The sequence below is a fragment of the Pseudomonas sp. PS01299 genome, from assembly GCF_029960145.1.
In the GTDB taxonomy this organism is placed as follows: domain Bacteria; phylum Pseudomonadota; class Gammaproteobacteria; order Pseudomonadales; family Pseudomonadaceae; genus Aquipseudomonas; species Aquipseudomonas putida_A.
Genome location: NZ_JASCPO010000146.1, coordinates 1 through 14,701, shown reverse-complemented (window position 1 = coordinate 14,701; position 14,701 = coordinate 1). Strand labels below are relative to the sequence as shown.

Annotated in this window: 16 protein-coding genes and 1 riboswitch; of the genes, 8 read left to right on the top strand and 8 right to left on the bottom strand. The window is 60.3% G+C overall.

All coding sequences use genetic code 11. The annotated features are described in order from the left end of the window. Positions 1-177 precede the first annotated feature (177 nt). From QMX91_RS21410 to QMX91_RS21400, 3 genes are all read left to right on the top strand, one after another. Positions 178-1,143, top strand: coding sequence for a 2-hydroxyacid dehydrogenase (locus QMX91_RS21410; RefSeq protein WP_098965557.1), 966 nt, complete (start codon positions 178-180; stop codon positions 1,141-1,143). Positions 1,144-1,176: 33 nt separating this feature from the next. After that, entirely contained in the window at positions 1,177-2,175 is a 999-nt protein-coding gene (locus QMX91_RS21405; protein WP_223008310.1) for a class I SAM-dependent methyltransferase, read from the top strand. 40 nt (positions 2,176-2,215) lie between these two features. After that, positions 2,216-2,338, top strand: a riboswitch (yybP-ykoY riboswitch). Positions 2,339-2,427: 89 nt separating this feature from the next. Beyond that, positions 2,428-3,012 (top strand): TMEM165/GDT1 family protein, encoded by a 585-nt coding sequence (locus QMX91_RS21400; protein WP_282413320.1) that lies wholly within the window; start codon positions 2,428-2,430, stop codon positions 3,010-3,012. 182 nt (positions 3,013-3,194) lie between these two features. On the opposite strand, the gene QMX91_RS21395 is transcribed toward QMX91_RS21400, so the two are convergent. Beyond that, positions 3,195-4,013: a M48 family metallopeptidase gene (locus QMX91_RS21395; protein WP_027612207.1), complete on the bottom strand. Its 819-nt coding sequence runs from the start codon at positions 4,011-4,013 to the stop codon at positions 3,195-3,197. 263 nt (positions 4,014-4,276) lie between these two features. Between QMX91_RS21395 and QMX91_RS21390 the strand changes: the two genes are divergently transcribed. Then, the gene (locus QMX91_RS21390; protein ID WP_135296544.1) at positions 4,277-6,418 is read left to right on the top strand and encodes a methyl-accepting chemotaxis protein; all 2,142 of its coding nucleotides are present in this window, start codon (positions 4,277-4,279) and stop codon (positions 6,416-6,418) included. A 328-nt stretch (positions 6,419-6,746) separates the two neighbouring features. On the opposite strand, the gene QMX91_RS21385 is transcribed toward QMX91_RS21390, so the two are convergent. From QMX91_RS21385 to QMX91_RS21375, 3 genes are read right to left on the bottom strand one after another with little or no spacing between them, the layout of a single operon-like run. Further along, positions 6,747-7,370: an SOS response-associated peptidase gene (locus QMX91_RS21385; protein ID WP_007967716.1), complete on the bottom strand. Its 624-nt coding sequence runs from the start codon at positions 7,368-7,370 to the stop codon at positions 6,747-6,749. 36 nt (positions 7,371-7,406) lie between these two features. Next, positions 7,407-7,667 carry a DUF2007 domain-containing protein gene (locus tag QMX91_RS21380; RefSeq protein WP_003228093.1) on the bottom strand — a complete coding sequence of 87 codons (261 nt, stop codon included), beginning with the start codon at positions 7,665-7,667 and terminating at the stop codon, positions 7,407-7,409. Positions 7,668-7,676: 9 nt separating this feature from the next. Continuing rightward, positions 7,677-7,859, bottom strand: a complete 183-nt coding sequence (locus QMX91_RS21375) for a CPXCG motif-containing cysteine-rich protein (protein WP_282413319.1) — start codon at positions 7,857-7,859, stop codon at positions 7,677-7,679. Between the two features lie 142 nt (positions 7,860-8,001). Between QMX91_RS21375 and QMX91_RS21370 the strand changes: the two genes are divergently transcribed. Continuing rightward, complete coding sequence (locus QMX91_RS21370) at positions 8,002-9,165, top strand: 1-acyl-sn-glycerol-3-phosphate acyltransferase (protein WP_171061843.1); 1,164 nt, start codon at positions 8,002-8,004, stop codon at positions 9,163-9,165. A gap of 143 nt (positions 9,166-9,308) precedes the next feature. Here QMX91_RS21370 and QMX91_RS21365 read toward each other — a convergent pair whose 3' ends face one another. After that, positions 9,309-9,587 (bottom strand): hypothetical protein, encoded by a 279-nt coding sequence (locus QMX91_RS21365; RefSeq protein ID WP_007967709.1) that lies wholly within the window; start codon positions 9,585-9,587, stop codon positions 9,309-9,311. A 194-nt stretch (positions 9,588-9,781) separates the two neighbouring features. On the opposite strand from QMX91_RS21365, the gene QMX91_RS21360 reads away from it, so the two are divergent. Continuing rightward, positions 9,782-9,988 carry a hypothetical protein gene (locus tag QMX91_RS21360; protein ID WP_027612213.1) on the top strand — a complete coding sequence of 69 codons (207 nt, stop codon included), beginning with the start codon at positions 9,782-9,784 and terminating at the stop codon, positions 9,986-9,988. A gap of 248 nt (positions 9,989-10,236) precedes the next feature. Here the strand turns inward: QMX91_RS21360 and QMX91_RS21355 are convergent, their stop codons facing one another. Then, positions 10,237-10,821, bottom strand: a complete 585-nt coding sequence (locus QMX91_RS21355; RefSeq protein WP_003228101.1) for a YajG family lipoprotein — start codon at positions 10,819-10,821, stop codon at positions 10,237-10,239. Between the two features lie 205 nt (positions 10,822-11,026). Here QMX91_RS21355 and QMX91_RS21350 point away from each other — a divergent pair, with 205 nt between their 5' ends. Continuing rightward, positions 11,027-11,260, top strand: a complete 234-nt coding sequence (locus QMX91_RS21350; RefSeq protein ID WP_003228102.1) for a hypothetical protein — start codon at positions 11,027-11,029, stop codon at positions 11,258-11,260. A gap of 709 nt (positions 11,261-11,969) precedes the next feature. Beyond that, positions 11,970-13,478 carry a malate dehydrogenase (quinone) gene (gene mqo / locus QMX91_RS21345; RefSeq protein ID WP_027612214.1) on the top strand — a complete coding sequence of 503 codons (1,509 nt, stop codon included), beginning with the start codon at positions 11,970-11,972 and terminating at the stop codon, positions 13,476-13,478. A 235-nt stretch (positions 13,479-13,713) separates the two neighbouring features. Here the strand turns inward: mqo and QMX91_RS21340 are convergent, their stop codons facing one another. Both QMX91_RS21340 and QMX91_RS21335 read right to left on the bottom strand, forming a co-directional pair. Then, positions 13,714-14,001 carry a PA4642 family protein gene (locus tag QMX91_RS21340; RefSeq protein WP_134787316.1) on the bottom strand — a complete coding sequence of 96 codons (288 nt, stop codon included), beginning with the start codon at positions 13,999-14,001 and terminating at the stop codon, positions 13,714-13,716. A 63-nt stretch (positions 14,002-14,064) separates the two neighbouring features. Then, positions 14,065-14,550 (bottom strand): hypothetical protein, encoded by a 486-nt coding sequence (locus tag QMX91_RS21335; RefSeq protein ID WP_027612216.1) that lies wholly within the window; start codon positions 14,548-14,550, stop codon positions 14,065-14,067. Between the last annotated feature and the right edge of the window lie 151 nt (positions 14,551-14,701).

Genomic DNA, 14,701 nt, shown 5'->3' with positions numbered 1-14,701 from the left:
GGGCTTGCTCGCGAATGGCGTTGTGTCAGGCAACCTTTATGGGTCTGACACGCCCTCTTCGCGAGCAAGCCCGCTCCCACAGGTTTTGTGAGCACCTCGGGCACTGCGTAACGTTTTGTTTCATCTGGTAGGCTCGGCAGATTACGCCTTCCGTTCCAAGCACAAAAGGTACAGTTGATGACGAACCCGCGCCGCGCCGTATTCCTCGATCACCCGTCACTGGATCTCGGCGATCTCGACCTCAGCCCGTTGCGCGCCTGCTTCAGCGACCTGCAACTGTTCGCCCAGACTGCGCCTGATCAAGTCGCCGAACGCCTGCACGGGGCCAGCGTGGCGATCACCAACAAGATCCGCATCGACGCCGCCGCGATGGCCGCCAACCCGGATCTGCAACTGATCCTGATCACCGCCACCGGCACCAACAACGTCGATCTGGACGCGGCTCGCGCCCACGGCATCACCGTGTGCAACTGTCAGGGTTACGGCACGCCGTCGGTGGCGCAACACACGATCATGCTGCTGCTCAACCTCGCCACCCGTCTCGCGGATTATCAAAAAGCGGTCGGCGAAGGTCGCTGGCAGCAGGCCAGACAGTTCTGCCTGCTCGACTATCCGATCGTCGAACTGGAGGGCAAAACCCTCGGCCTGCTTGGTCATGGCGAACTCGGCGGTGCGGTCGCGCGACTGGCCGAAGCATTTGGCATGCGTGTATTGCTCGGACAGATTCCGGGCCGCCCGGCGCGGCCGGACCGTCTGCCGCTGAACGAATTGCTGCCGCAGATCGACGCCCTGACCCTGCACTGTCCGCTCAACGAACACACCCGGCACTTCATCGGCGCCCGCGAGCTGGCGGCGATGAAACCCGGCGCCTTTGTGGTCAACACCGCTCGCGGTGGTTTGATCGACGAGCAAGCCTTGGCCGACGCGTTGCGCAACGGTCACCTTGGCGGCGCCGCCACCGACGTGCTCAGCGTCGAACCGCCGGTCAACGGCAATCCGCTGCTGGCCGCCGACATTCCACGGCTGATCGTCACTCCGCACAACGCCTGGGGCAGTCGCGAAGCGCGGCAACGCATCGTCGGCCAATTGACCGAAAACGCCCAGGCATTCTTCAGCGGTAAAGCGCTGCGGGTCGTCAGTTGATAAACTGCGGCACTTTTTTTCCAAGGAGCAGTTATGGATCCGCGCAGTGAAGTACTGCTTCGTCAGGCCGAGTTATTCCAGGGTTCGCTGTTGTTGGCCGGTTTGCCTGCCGACGATCTGCTCGGGCGCCTGCCCAATGCGTTCGGCTGGTGCTGGCATGCCGGCGATCAGGCCGCTCTCGATGCGCGCTTCGAAGGTCGCAGCCATTTCGGCGTAAACGTGCCGGAGCGCGAGTTCGACAGCGCCGTGGTGTTTTTGCCCAAGTCCAAGGATCTGACCGATTACATCCTCAATGCCGTGGCCGCACGTCTGCCCGGGCGCGAGGTGTTTCTGGTCGGGGAAAAACGCAGCGGTATCGAGGGTGCGTCCAAGCAACTCAACCCGTTCGGCAAGCCGCGCAAACTCGACAGCGCCCGTCACTGCCAACTGTGGCAGGTCACCGTGGCCAACGCGCCTGAAGCAAAATCGCTGGAAAGCCTGGCGCAGACTTATGAGCTGCCGCTGGCCGAAGGCCCGCTTAAAGTCATCAGCCTGCCGGGCGTGTTCAGCCATGGTCGACTGGACCGCGGCAGCGCCCTGCTGCTTGAGCATCTGGACAAACTGCCGAGCGGTCATCTGCTGGATTTCGGTTGTGGCGCCGGGGTTTTGGGCGCGGCGGTCAAACGGCGTTATCCGCACAATGAGGTGACTTTGCTCGACGTCGATGCCTTCGCCGCCGCCAGCAGTCGCCTGACGTTGGCGGCCAACGGTCTGGACGCCGAAGTGCTGACCGGCGACGGTATCGACGCTGCACCGATGGGTTTGAACGCGATTCTGAGCAACCCGCCGTTCCATGTCGGCGTGCACACCGATTATTTCGCTACCGAAAACTTGCTGCGAAAAGCGGCCAAACATCTGAAAAACGGCGGCGAACTGCGCTTGGTTGCGAACAGCTTCCTGAAGTATCAGCCGCTGATCGAAGAGCATCTGGGCGTGTGTGCAATCAAGGCTGAAGGCAATGGTTTCCGGATTTACCGGGCCAAGCGTGGCTGAAAATTAGCACTTGCCGAATGGATTCTGCCTAGGCAGAATCCGCTCCGTCCTAGGGGAGTAGTCTCCCACGAGCGCCAAGCTCGTCCGGCATACGTCAACATACTTGATCCTCAGATCATGGCGTATGCGACCCAAGCGTCCGCACCAGACGGATCGCAGGGTTTGACAAGACCTATGACACGCACACCTTACCCGGGGCGGGAAGGCTGTACGTGTCATAGCCGTGTCGACCCGCCCCTTAGGAAAATCCTGATGCTGGACTCGTTACTCGTTCCCACCGCAATCGTTGCCTTGGCCGAAATCGGCGACAAGACGCAACTGCTCGCGCTGATTCTCGCCGCTCGCTTTCGCAAACCCTGGCCGATCATTGCCGGTATCGTCGCTGCGACCCTGGCCAACCACGCGGCAGCCGGTGCGGTAGGCGCCTGGTTCGGCAGCTTCTTCTCCGATTCGGTGCTGCACTGGATTCTCGCCGCGAGCTTCACCGCCACTGCGCTGTGGACGCTGATCCCGGACAAGATGGACGACGATGAAGCCAGCACCGCACGCAAGTTCGGCCCCTTCCTGACCACGCTGATCGCGTTTTTCCTCGCGGAAATCGGCGACAAGACGCAGATCGCCACCGTGATGCTGGCGGCGCAATACCCTGAGCTGTGGCTGGTGATTATCGGCACCACCCTGGGCATGTTGATTGCCAACGTGCCGGTGGTATTGGCGGGTAACTTTGCCGCGGAGAAATTGCCACTGACCTTGATCCGTCGCCTGGCGGCTTCGGCGTTCTTCATTCTGGCGATCGTGGCGGTGTACAAGGCGATGCAGAGCAGTGGCTGGATTTAACCCCTGAGCCTTTCACATCATTGTGGCGAGGGAGCTTGCTCCCGCTGGGCTGCGAAGCAGCCCTGATACTGCCAATGCGATCAAACATGAACACCGCATTGGCAGGGTTTGCGACGGCTGCGCCGCCGAGCGGGAGCAAGCTCCCTCGCCACAAAATCAAGTTCGCCTTGCCTTGGTGCTGATCAGGATTTAGGGGCTTTTTCGTACAGCGGCATGACTTTAGGAATCGCCGCCTGCAGCGAGGCGATCCGGCTGGACGAGGCCGGGTGGGTGCTCATGAACTCCGGCGGTGCGCCTTCCGAAGCCTTGCTCATCTTGTTCCACAAGGTGATCGCCGCATTCGGGTTGTACCCGGCGCGGGCGGCCAGTTCCAGGCCGATCAGGTCGGCTTCGTTTTCGTTGGCACGGCTGTTGGGCAAGGTCATGCCGTAATTGGCCACGGTGTCGGCCAGCGCCAGGCTGTCCTGACCCAGACCGAGCAACGCACCGGCACCCTGTTTGGCCATTTCAATGCCATAGGCTTTGGACATCGCCTCACGACCGTGCTCGCGCAGGGCGTGGGCGATTTCATGGCCCATGACCGCCGCGATTTCATCGTCGGTCAGCTTCAGGCTGTCGATCAGCCCGGTGTAGAAAATGATCTTGCCGCCAGGCCCGCAGTTGGCGTTGAGCTCGTCGCTCTTGATCAGATTGACTTCCCACTGCCATTGCGCCGCATCCGGGCGGAAGTTCGGTGCCTGGGCAATCAGCCGGTTGGCAATCGCCTGAACCCGCTTGGCCTCCGGGCTGGTCTTGTCCAGCACGCCTTTGCTCGACGCCTCGCCGACGGTCTTCTGATAGGACTGGGCATACATCTGGTCGACCTCTTGCGAGGACAGCATGCTGAACATGTACTGCTTGCGCTCCACACCGACGGCTCCGCCGCTGGTGGTGTTGACCGACTGACAACCGGCCAGCAACAGCGCTGCGCTCAGTGCACTTACAACCAATGTCTTGTTCATTCAAAAGCTCCCTGAAAACCTGCCGCGTATCGTAGGGGGTGAATTGTATCGGCGCCAGATACAACAGACGTGTTGCAGCGTCTTTCGGAAGTTTCCCACCGCTGTTGTCGTAAAAAATTCACAGCAACCGGCAAGTCTGCTGCCGCTGCGTCGCGCACCGATCCATTTGCGACATCCTCCGCCCTTTGTTCCGCTCAACGCTCATGGCGCCATGCCAGCTGCCGATACAACAGCGCAGACGTCCTCTTGCGTGCGGAGCTCCCATGAAGTTCAAGTCGATCCAGTTTTCCGTCGCCGCCCTGGCCGGCGCCATCGTCCTCAGCGTGGTTGCCGCGCTGGTGCTGTACGCGCTGTTCTCCGGTGCCCGCACTCAAGACATGGTGCAGCAGCGCACTCAGGCGCAGTTCGAACAAGTCATCGAACAACGCCTGACCTCACTGGCGCAGACCCAGGTCAGCCAGATCCAGCGCGAACTCGAAGCACCGCTGCTGATTGCCGGCGGACTGGTGCGGGTCAACGCGCTGCTCGGCACACCGGGCGCCGACGGTCAGCCGCGACTGACCATCAGCCGCGAGCAACTGATCAGCCTGATCAAGGAGAACGTCGAGCAGAACCCGAAGATTCTCGGCACCTACATCGGCTGGGAAAAAAACGCCCTGGATCACAATGACGCGGCCTACGTCGGCAGCGCCGTGACCGGTATCGATCCCGCCAACGGACGCTTCCTGCCGTGGTGGTTCCGCAATACCGACGGCAGTCTGGGCGTGGACAAACTGGCCGATGTCGACGATCAGAAAACCCTGTCCACCGGGGTGCGCGCCAGTGAGTACTACCTCTGCTCCAAGGAAACGAAAAAGCCCTGCGTGATCGATCCGGCGCCGTACAAGGTCGGTGACAAGGTCGTGATGCTCGCCTCCTTTATTGAACCGATCATGCTCAACGGCGCATTCCAGGGCATCGTCGGCGCCGACCTGTCGGTGAACTTCATCCAGGAAATGCTCCTCGGCGCCAACCAGAAGTTGTACAGCGGCGCCGGGCAAATGGCCCTGATCGGCGGCAACGGCCGGATCGTGGCCTACACCAAAGATCCGAGCAAATTCGGTGAAAAGGTCAGCGACATTCTCGACGCCGAGCAGATCGCCAACATGGCCAATCTCAAACGCGGCGAAGTCACCTACTCGGTCAACAAGGACAAGGGCCGCATCGAGCTGTACCTGCCGTTCGGCATCGGCCAGACCGACGCGCGCTGGACCCTGATGCTGCAACTGCCGCTGAACGCAGTGATGGCGGATCTGCAAAAACTCCAGGCCGACCTTGACGCACAACGCAAGTCCGACACCTTCGGCATGGCCATGGTCGGCCTGATCATCGCCGCCATCGGTTTGCTGGTGATCTGGCTGGTGGGGCACGGCATCGCCCGGCCACTGAAGCAGATGGTCGCCATGCTCGATGACATCGCCAAAGGTGAAGGCGACCTGACCCGTCGCTTGAGCAGTGATCGCAGCGATGAACTCGGCTCGATTGCCAAAGGTTTCAACACCTTCCTCGCCAAGTTGCAGGCCATGATCACGCAGGTGGTGACGTCAGTGCAGAGCGTCAGCGATTCCTCGGAACACACTGCCGACATCGCGATTCGCACCAACATCGGCATTCAGAAACAAATGGCCGAGATCGATCAGGTCGCCACGGCGGTGCAGGAGATGACCGCCACCGCGCAAGACGTGGCACGCAACGCCACTCAGGCCGCGCAAGCCGCCAGCCATGCGGATCAGGCCGCTGGCCAGGGCATGCAGATTGTCCGTGATACCTCGAACTCGATTGGTGTACTGGCGGTGGAGATCGGCAAGGCCGTTGAGGTGGTGCAGACGCTGGCCAAGGACAGCGAAAACATCAACGCGATCCTCATCGCGATTCGCGGGATCGCCGAGCAGACCAACCTGCTGGCGCTGAACGCAGCAATCGAAGCGGCGCGGGCCGGCGAACAAGGGCGCGGCTTTGCCGTGGTGGCGGACGAGGTGCGCAATCTGGCGCAGAAGACCCAGAAGGCCACCGAAGAAATCCAGAGCATGATCCAGCAGCTGCAACAGGGCACCCGCGATGTGGTGCGGGTCATGGAGGACAGCCAGAACCGCACCGACGAAAGCGTGCAGCACGCGGCGAAAGCGGCCGAGGCGCTGGAGACAATTACTCAGGCGGTGTCGGTGATCAATGACATGAACACGCAGATTGCCAGTGCGGCGGAAGAACAGAGCGCAGTGGCCGATGACATCAACCGTAACGTGATCAATATCGGTCAGGTGGCGAATGAAGTGGCGGGCGGTGCGGATGAGTCGAGTTCGGCCAGTGCCGGCCTGACGAAATTGGCGGAGCAGCAGCGGCGGTTGATCAATCAGTTCAAGGTCTGAAAAGCGAAAAGCCCCTCACCCTAACCCTCTCCCAGAGGGAGAGGGGACTGACCGAGTTGTCTCCCGTCATACATCGACCTGAAATAACCAGTCGATTATGGATTCAAAGCTGAGCGTTCAAGTCGGTATATTTCGTCAATATCCCCCAATCAGACCCCTCTCCCTCAGGGAGAGGGGTCTGACCGAGTTGTCTCCCGTCATACATCGACCTGAAATAACCAGTCGATTATGGATTCAAAGCTGAGCATTCAAGTCGGTATATTTCGTCAATATCCCCCAATCAGTCCCCTCTCCCTCAGGGAGAGGGTTAGGGTGAGGGGCTTTTGACTTAACCCGGGGTCAGGCATTCCGGCCCATTGAGCTTCGGATCATTCACCAGATTCGCCAGCACCCGCTCGCGCAATGCCGCCGGCTCACTGGCGAGCAAGCCCTGCAGCACATGCAACGGCGTCGCGGGATCGAGCCAGGCCGCCTGCCCCGCCTCATCGAGAATCAACGGTCGGCGCTGACTGGCCGCCGGCTGCGTGATGACGGCGGTGCTCAGCCACACCTGCTCCTGCACCGGATAGGCCTCCCAGATCGCCGCGAAGAACAGCGACGAACCCTCCCCTGGCGTCAGCCAGTACGGGCGCTTGCGCAAGTTGCCGCGCCATTCGTAAAAACCGTTGGCCGGCAACAGACAACGACGCAGGCGCAGCGCCTCGCGGAACATCGGTTGCTCGGCGACGGTTTCGGCCCGGGCATGCGCCGGGGTACGCGACAGATCGGTCAGCCACGGTGGCGTCAGCCCCCAACGGGCGCGGGCCAGGGTGCGTTGGCCGTCGGCCTCGGCACGCAGCATCAACACCGAATCATTGGGGGAAATGTTCCACTGCGCCTGCTGATCGGCGGGAAATCCGGGCAGGGCCGCGAAATCGCGGTTCCAGCGAAACAGGGCATAACGTCCACACATGGGGCAACACGACTCAGAAAAAAAACGAACGCCAGCCTAACAGACCAGCGTCCCGGGGAAGCTCTCCGGTTCATCGCCGGGCAGCGGCAGCGCGGCATTGTACGCGGTGATCAGTTCGCGGGCGTATTCGGCCTGATCGTTTTCGACCGACAGCCCCAGCAGGCCAAAAATCGGCAATTCCCCCGTGCCGCCGAGCAGATCGCGGCCCACCAGATGCGCCTCGATGCCCTCGCTGGCGAGCATGCCCTTGAGCATCTCGCCCTCCATCAGGTTTTCCGGCTCGTAGATTCGCTGCATGGGCGCCCCTCACTCGTTTTCGCTGAAGACTTCCAGAAACCAATCCTCGCCATGCACCTGCAAGACAAACGTAATCGGTCGACAACACACCTGACAGTCCTCGATGTAGGTCTGATCGCCGCCAGACAGATCCACTGTCGTCTCGACCGTTTCCCCACAATAAGGACATTCGTATTCAGCGCTTTCCAGCATCGCGGTCTCCCAGGTGACTTGTGCGTATAATCGCCGGTCTATTTGCAGGGCTATTTTTGTCTGGCTACCTTTTCAGACCGTGCCCCGTTGGTTTTCGATCAAAACCTTTACTTACCCTAGCCGTTTCCAACAAGAGAGCATGATGGGCGAATTCGATGCCATCCGACCTTACGACGACAGCGAAGTACCTGCGGTACTGGCAAGACTGCTCGGCGACAAGGCGTTTCTAGATATCCTCACCCACTTCCGCTTCCCGCGTTTTGCCGGTGCCTTCGGCTGGATGCTCAAACCACTTATAGCCCATCGGCTGCGTCGTGAGTTTGCCGACGTGACCTCCGTGGCCACTTTGCAGGACAAAGTCGAGTTCTACGTCGACCACACCATCGAGCGCGCCACTGATGGCGTGACCTACACCGGTGTCGAGCAATTCAAGTCCGGCAGCGCCTACCTGTTTATCGCCAACCACCGCGACATCGTGATGGACCCGGCCTTCGTCAACTACGCGGTGTACCACGCCGGCCTGCCGACCCCGCGCATCGCGATCGGCGACAACCTGCTGCAAAAGCCCTTCGTCAGCGATCTGATGCGTCTGAACAAGAGTTTTATCGTGCATCGCTCGATCACCGGACGTCGCGAGAAGATGGCGGCGTATCAATTGCTGTCGGCGTATATCAACCACTCGATCCGCAACGATTGCGCCTCGATCTGGATCGCGCAGGCTGAAGGCCGGGCGAAGGATGGCGACGACCGTACCGAGTCGGCGATCCTCAAGATGTTCCACATGAGCCGCAAGGACGAGCCGTTCGGCGAGGTCATCCAGTCGCTGAACCTGACCCCGGTGTCGATCAGCTACGAATACGACCCGTGCGACCAGGCCAAGGCCCGCGAGTTGTACATCCGCGCCACCACCGGCACCTACGCCAAGGCGCCGGGCGAGGATGACGTGAGCATTGCCAAGGGCATCACCGGCTACAAGGGCCGGGTGCACGTGAACTTCGCTGCACCGATCACCGAACTGTTCGAAGACACCAAGCAATTGGCGGTCGAGATGGACAAGCAGATTCTCGGCGGTTATCGCCTGTTCCCGGTGCATTACCTGGCGTACGCGCAGTGGGCCGATGCCGATCCGCAACTGAACGTGCCGAAGGCTGCCGAAGTGTTCCCGGCGGATGAACTGGCCAAGGCGCAGGAAGAATGGCAGCGCCGACTGGACGCCTGCCCTGAAGAGCACCGTCCGTATCTGGTGCTGCAATATGCGACGCCGGTGCGCAATCAGTACCGGGTGAAGGCTGGGTTGCCGTTGTAAACAGACATAGCGGAGCCCCTGTGGCGAGGGGATTTATCCCCGATGGGTCGCGAAGCGGCCCCAGGATTCTGCCTGAATAATCATGGGCCTGCTGCGCAGGCCATCGGGGATAAATCCCCTCGCCACAAGGTTTTGCATTCGCTTCAGAAGCGCGTGCTGATCCAGGAGACGATCAGGGCCAGCCCGAGGCAGGCAAAACCGAAGCGGTAGAAAAAGCGGTTCATGCGCAACGTCGCCCAATCCAGAATCGGTTCGGCGTTGGGTTGGGCCTGGCGTTGCGCGGCGATGCTGGCCATGGCGCGTTGTTCACGACGGCGGGTCGCGTGCAGCAGCCAACTGCCGGGGAAGGCCAGTGCCAACGCCAGCAGGTTGATCAATTTGGCGGGATGGGCGGTAAACAGCGTCATCAAGTGCAGCGACATCACAGACCTCGGAACTGAATCGGTGTGGCAGGCGCCCGATCGACGACCGCGGCGCGGATTCTACCGAAACACGCCTCCACTACCCTACCCTTTGCGACAAATAACCTGACAATCGACCGATGGCTGTCCTGTGTCACGGCATCGTCATTTACATCGGCCACCATGCGCGCCTCGAAACACACATGGAACGCGACATGCTGCACGCCGAAAACCAGGATCGTCTGTACCTCATCACCCCGACCGACGAACAACAAAGCCTCGTCGGCAGCCTCGCCTTCAATGTTCAGGATCGCCACTGGCTGGTGTATTGCGCCCTCGGCGGGCATCAGCATGCGGATTTGCCGGAGACGGATTTGCTGACGGGTGTCAGCGTGCTTGATTTTTATTCCCAAGCAGCCTGAAAAGTAAAAGCTCCCTCACCCTAACCCTCTCCCGGAGGGAGAGGGGACTGACCGAGTTGTTTATTCGAGGTGCATCGACCTGAAAACTCGAGGTGAACGCCGGTTCTGAAAAGCCCCCGATCGGCTCCCTTCCCCCCCTCGCCCCCCCCCTGGGGGAGAGGGCTGGGGTGAGGGGGTACGATTCCATGCCCCACAAAAAAGCCCGGAGCCATCACTGGCGCCGGGCTTTTTCACATCAACCGCACAGCTTACTCGGCGAGGATCTGACCCACGGTCGGGTCCTTGAACAGACGGGTCAAGGCATCGCTCAACACGTCGCTGACCAGCTTGGTGTTGGTTTCCTGGTTCGGCGCCATGCCGAAACGCTGGTCCAGCGAAGCGCCGTAGCGGCCGCTGTAGCGACGGTTGCCGCTCTGCACGTCGGAGCGGAAGGTCGCGCCGATGGTGGCTTCGGTCACGTACATGCCTTCTTTCGGCGACTGGTACTTCAGCTCGGTCAGGGTCACGGTCAGTTGCGGTGCGTTCATCCCGTTGCTGGTCGGGGTGAAGCCGAGCAGACGCACGGCGGCTTCAGCCTGAGCCTGCAACTTGGGCAGGATCTGCTCGCGCTGCACGGTGATCGCGCTGGTTTCCGGGTACAGGCCGCCGCGGGTGCCGAGGGTTGGCGACGGACGACCGTCAACCACACGCACCACCACTTGCTGGCCATGGCCGACCGGGGCCAACTGCGTGGTCAGCTTCGGTTCCGGGCTCAGTTGTTGCGGGCTGTGGGCGCAGCCAACCAGGGTCAAACTGGTCACAGTGATCAAACCGAACAACAGGCGTTGCAACATGCTCTTTTCTCCAGAATCAGGCACAAACAGGCCGGCAGTATAGCGGTGGGCCACTGCGGGTCACCAGCACCCGACAGTGAATACTCAAATGTCTGACCCAGCCGTGGGAATGCGGTTCCTGTCACAGATTATTCACCGCCCATACACGTTGGCGTCACGGCCGCCCGGCAAGCTTCAAACCAGTCCTCCAACAAGGTACTCGGCCATGCGTTATCTGATCTCGTTGTTCGCCCCACGCCCACTGCACCGCAGCTTTGCCCTGCTCGACCGCAACGGTCATTGCCAGGCATTCAAACAGTGCAGCCTGCAACCGATGGGCGATGGTTGGGTGGAAATCGAAGAAATCCGCCTCAACTGGTTGCACCAGCCACTGCCCGCCAGCGCCCGCGTCATACCGTCGCAGCCCCGCGCACGCGTGCAAGCGATGTTGAGCATCTGACCGGATGCCTAATAAAAGTCATTAAACACGAGCAACTGCCCGCATTTCTTCGATACAATCTCCCCCCGATTATAAGGACGTCTCCTGATCGGGCCCCGCAACACCGTCAATGCGCATGCATCGACATCCAAATCGCCCACAGAGAGCCGCCCACACAGATCGAGTGAAGTTGGCGCGCTTGCCTGTTCTTCCGGCAAAAACCCCGCTTTTCGCGAATCTGCAGAGCTGTCATGACGCTCGGCCACCGCGTTGTTTTGCCCTTGCGGGCAGGGTGCCAGGCCTGGACAGCCCTTTTTTGAGGTTCACGTCTTCAAAAGAGCGTGAAAAAAACGGGTTTTCACAACTTCACAAGAGTGTGGCGAGCAAATGAAAAGTTTTGCGTCTGAACATGCACCATTAGCGTCTGAAACAGCCCAACGACACAGGACCGGGTATACCTCGAACATCGGAGCCTGAAGCCTGTCCGCTACGGATTTGGTTGCACAAAAACGGATGTCTCGACCATAAGTCGAATTGCCAGCCGCGTGCTGAAATGAGTTCATGGAGCTCTTGAAGCCAGGCCGCATGCATCCGTCGAAGTTGCGAAAAATTGCGAAGATTCGGACATGACGAACCTGACCATGGGTATCCGGGGCGCAACTGACCTGCCCCGTCACTCCCTGGCAGCCATGCCGACAATTTGGTGCTGCAGATTTTGGAGACGCGTTAAATGGCGCATAACGAAGCAGTCGACGTAGTTCTGGTTGGGGCGGGCATCATGAGTGCCACCCTGGCAGTACTGCTCAAAGAGCTCGACCCGGCGATCAAGCTGGAAGTCGTCGAGTTGATGGATTCCGGTGCTGCGGAGAGTTCCAACCCGTGGAACAACGCCGGTACCGGCCACGCCGGCCTGTGCGAGCTGAACTACACGCCGCAGGCAGCCGACGGCAGCGTCGATATCAAGAAAGCCGTGCACATCAACACCCAGTTCGAAGTGTCCAAACAGTTCTGGTCGTACCTGACCAAGAAAGGCACCTTCGGCTCGTGCAAATCCTTCATCAGCCCGGTGCCGCACCTGAGCTTCGTTCAGGGTGACAAAGGCGTGTCGTTCCTCAAGGAACGCTTCAACGTGCTGCACAAGCACCACGCCTTCTCCGACATGGAATACACCGAAGACAAGGCCAAGATGGCCGAGTGGATGCCGCTGATGATGCCGGGCCGCTCGCCGGATGAAGTCCTGGCCGCTACCCGCGTGATGAATGGCACCGACGTCAACTTCGGCGCTCTGACCAATCAGTTGCTCAAGCACCTGACCAGCGCACCGGACACCCAGGTCAAATACTGCAAGCGCGTCACCGGCCTCAAGCGTAACGGCGCCGGCTGGACCGTCAGCATCAAGGACGTCAACAGCGGCGCCAGCCGTGAAGTCGACGCCAAGTTCGTCTTCCTCGGCGCCGGCGGCGCGGCTCTGCCATTGCTGCAGGCTTCGGGCATCGAAGAAAGCAAAGGCTTCGGCGGCTTCCCGATCAGCGGCCAGTGGCTGCGTTGCGACAACCCGGAAGTGGTCAAGCACCACCAGGCCAAGGTCTACAGCCAGGCTGCAGTCGGTTCGCCACCAATGTCGGTGCCGCACCTGGACACCCGTGTGGTCGATGGCAAGAAATCCCTGCTGTTCGGGCCATACGCCGGTTTCACCACCAAGTTCCTCAAGCACGGTTCCTTCATGGACCTGCCGCTGTCGGTTCGCGCCGGCAACATCGGCCCGATGCTGGCAGTGGCGAAGAACAACATGGATCTGACCAAATATCTGGTCAGCGAAGTGATGCAATCGATGGAGCAGCGTCTGGAATCCCTGCGCCGCTTCTACCCGGAGGCGAAAGCCGAGGACTGGCGCCTGGAAGTGGCCGGCCAACGGGTACAGATCATCAAGAAAGACCCGAAAAAGGGCGGCATCCTGCAATTCGGTACCGAACTGGTTGCGGCGAAAGACGGCTCCCTCGCCGCCCTGCTCGGCGCTTCGCCAGGTGCTTCGGTAACCGTTTCGATCATGCTCGAGCTGATCGAAAAATGCTTCCCGGCCAAGGCCAAGGGTGAGTGGGCGGCCAAACTGGCGGAAATCTTCCCGGCCCGCGAGAAGGTTCTGGAAACCGATGCTGCGCTGTATCGCAAGATCAACACGCAGAACAACATCGCCCTGGAACTGGTTGAAGAAAGCAGCGAGACCCCAAGCTTCGCTTGATCTTGCGGCATAAAAAACGCCCCGTACTCAGTGAGTGCGGGGCGTTTTTTTTGCTGGGATAAAAACCAATACTGCTGGCTCACCAACACTTGTGGTGAGGGGATTTATCCCCGATCGGCTGCGCAGCAGTCGCAAAACCATTGATGCGATTTACCTGACACCCTTGCACTCAGGCTTCGGGGCCGCTACGCAGCCCATCGGGGATAAATCCCCTCGCCACAGATATCGGGTGATCTCAACCGCGAGCCTTGTCGATCAGCTCGATGTACTCGGCCGCGTTACGCTGATCCTTGATCAGCTCAACGAAGGTCTGACCGTGCTCGTCCTTGCCATCCACGTCATAACCGGCCGCGACGAAGAACGTCAGGAAGCGCTCGAAATCGTCGATGCGCAGGCCACGGTAGGCCTTGATCAGTTTGTGCAGCGACGGCGAAGTGGCGTCGACCGGTTCAAAATCGAGGAACAGCTTGATCTGCTCATCGCCGATCTCGTCACCAATCACCTGTTTCTTATCTTTACGCATTGCCGACTCCAGCTCGCAGACATTACACGGGGCGGGCAGTTTACCCCTGCCCAGCCACCAGGCTCAACGCGCACGAACGGCCCCGGTGTGCAGATCGGCCCAGATGTGGCCGTTGGCGTAACTGAGGAACTGTACATACACCGTGTCGTTGCGCAGCAGATCGATCACCACCCGGTACTGGGCCAGCGGGTAAAACAGGGTCAGGGTTTTGCTCTTGTCGTCATAAGCCGGTTTTTTCAGGCTTTTGCTTTCGCCATCGAAATTGACCAGCACCTGGGCGATGGTTGCGCCCTTGTTCAGCGACTTGCCCTTGAGGCGGATCATCAGCGGCGACGTGACCGGAATCGGCTGCTGATTGGACTGGCGTTGTGCGCCGACCACCACCGAATAATCGGTGACCTGCAGCAATTGTTGCTGCTCGGGTTCGGCATCGCGCAGGGTCAGGTCGTCCGGCGGCAGGAATTGACTGTGCATCGGTGCCGGGGCGGCGGCCAGAGGCAGGCTGAGGGTCAGCAACAGGGCGGCAAGACTGCGGATCAGAAGGCTCATGACAGGCTCCGGGGGCGGGGCGGAGCACTCTAGCATGGGTGTAGCAGATGGATCAGCACACACAAAACAACTGTAGGAGTGAGCCTGCTCGCGATAGCGTCGTATCAGTCAACATCAACATTGCTGACAGATCGCTATCGCGAGCAGGCTC